This window comes from Brumimicrobium salinarum (assembly GCF_002844555.1).
Classification (GTDB): Bacteria; Bacteroidota; Bacteroidia; order Flavobacteriales_D; family Crocinitomicaceae; genus Brumimicrobium; species Brumimicrobium salinarum.
In genome coordinates this window covers 1-2131 of sequence record NZ_PJNI01000044.1, presented here as the reverse complement: position 1 = coordinate 2131, position 2131 = coordinate 1, and the positions used below count along the sequence as shown (strand labels likewise).

General features: G+C 32.0%; 2 protein-coding genes. Both read right to left on the bottom strand.

The window, feature by feature from the left end:
• Positions 1–68: 68 nt before the first annotated feature.
• Positions 69–746 (bottom strand): hypothetical protein, encoded by a 678-nt coding sequence (locus tag CW751_RS15035; RefSeq protein WP_101335839.1) that lies wholly within the window; start codon positions 744–746, stop codon positions 69–71.
• On the bottom strand, positions 743–2002 hold the full coding sequence (locus tag CW751_RS15030) for a Shedu immune nuclease family protein (RefSeq protein ID WP_101335838.1): 1260 nt from the start codon (positions 2000–2002) through the stop codon (positions 743–745). The genes CW751_RS15035 and CW751_RS15030 overlap by 4 nt, the downstream gene beginning before the upstream one ends.
• Positions 2003–2131 lie beyond the last annotated feature (129 nt).

Here is a 2131-nt window from a genome sequence, read left to right as displayed (position 1 = left end):
GGCGCACTGGCAGTCATTCGACTGTCAGCCGTCTACTCGATTGTGCAGTCGTAATATTTTATTTTTCTTTATTCATTCCCTAATATCCTATTTATGAACTTCAACGTTTGATCATAACCAGCAATAATTGTCACAATACCACTAACAAGTGTTATAAGTGCCATTAAGCCTGAAACCACCTTGTAAATAAGACTTTCTTTTATTGAATTTAATGTCCTGTTGCTAATTATCCCAAACCAACTTAAGACGAAAATAGGAACGCTGAAAATTTCACGAAAACCTTCTCGAAACCAAATAATTGGGTTTTTCAAATTACTTAATGTTTCTTTCTGAAACTCTTCTAAATAACCAATGTAACGCAATAAAGAATCGTCAACTGAATTAACGTCAAAATCTTTAACTGAACCATCACGGAACTTAGGAATAGTGTTAATAACAATTTGATAGTTTGAGACCTTATATGTTTGAAAAGGAGCTATGTAGTCCATTTTTCCGAATAACCCTAAATAGTTTTGAATTCGACTAACATTCATAGTCAACCAAACATATTGCTTTACATCAAAATTCCCCGATTGACTCCATCGGTCATAATTCTCAAAATACTTATTTACGAATTCAACGAATTTATTCCTGTATTCACCTGCAAAGTCGAGTTTCTTGATAACACGTGTATGACTTCTATATACTTGAACAAAGCCAATTACAAATACGGTAACAATGGATAATATGATTACCGTAGTTATCATTTTTTCATTAATGTTTGTAAGCTTTCAATTTTTGTTTGCAACTCATCAAAAGTCATTATTTCAACATCCCGACTGTTACTTCTAAAAAGCTCAAAGGAGTATCGTTGTTTTTCAGAAAGTTTATTAATACTTCCAATTAAAACAACACATCTAGAATTAAATGTTTCAAAATCTTCTTTTGTCTTACCTTTTGTAGTATAAAACTCCTTTTGGAAGTTGTCTCTTTGGTTTAGGACTTGATTAATACAGCCTGTTAAATCTTTTGCAGCACTAAAAACGTCATCTCCTCGATATGCAGTTTTTTCAAGTAACTTAGTTTTATGAGTTTTTATTTCAAGAAAAGAGACATTATCACTTAGACTATTCTTTATAAGAAAGTCATTAAACTTTCCGTTTTTATTATCTAACGTTTTTCCTCCAACATAAGCTTCATCTCGATATAGTATGACTGGTTGAGCAAAAATTGAGGAGAATATCCAACTATGTAGTTTTAAAAACTCTTGCCATCTTTTTTCTAATGAATCACCATCAGTTGACAGCTTCATTAAATCCTTATAACCCTTTAAAGTTTCTTGGATATATTTATTGTCAACTATCTCTTTGGTTTTAGCTAAAGACTCTTCTGTGAGAAAGTCTGTTTTTAGTGAAAGACTTTTAAACAACTCTATTATTGCTTTTTTGTCCTTAGTAGAAAACTCATCTAATGATTTGCCCCAACTTAAAAGTGAAGTTGCTATTGTATTAGGAATATAGCTGGCTTCTGGTTTTTCAACTTCTTTTGGGAATAGGTCATAAAGTACGTTTTTTAAAACTGCATTTACATCACTATTGTTTTTCTTAAAAACACTGTCAAAGCTTTCGTTAAGCTTTTGTAAGTCTTTTTGACTGAGATATAGTTTCCTGGAAGTTAGGTCAATCTTAGTTTTTCCATCTTTTTCAATTATGACTTCCTTAAAATCATATTCATTGTCTACAAACCTTGAGAATGGTTTTAATCGCTTTGTAAATCCATATCCGAATGTGACAGATTTATTAACTCCTACTGGCAGTTTGTTTTTAAAGCCTATAAAGGAGAATTTTTCAATTGTTTTGTACTTCTGTCCTCCTTCAAAAGCTCTTGGGTAATGAACAACTAAGTCCTTTTTCTTGTAAGTAATTCTGGATTTTTGATTTATGCCAAGTTCAGAATCAATGAAGTAATAAATTGTCATTGTTGCGGTATCCTTTACAACTCTTTCTTCTTTTATCTTAGTCATTATCTGGTTCTATTTTAGACTGCATAACGGTTCTAAGTTAAGCGGTCGTTTTAATGCCGCTTAGGCTTTGTGTGTGCCCAGCATGGGCATCTTTACCTTACGAAAGTAAGGAATTAATCTAAAGGGTGC

Excerpts from the sequence above, each read along its gene's own strand:
- CW751_RS15035 (WP_101335839.1), bottom strand. The coding sequence starts at position 746 with ATGATAACTACGGTAATCATATTATCCATTGTTACCGTATTTGTAATT.
- CW751_RS15030 (WP_101335838.1), bottom strand. The coding sequence starts at position 2,002 with ATGACTAAGATAAAAGAAGAAAGAGTTGTAAAGGATACCGCAACAATG.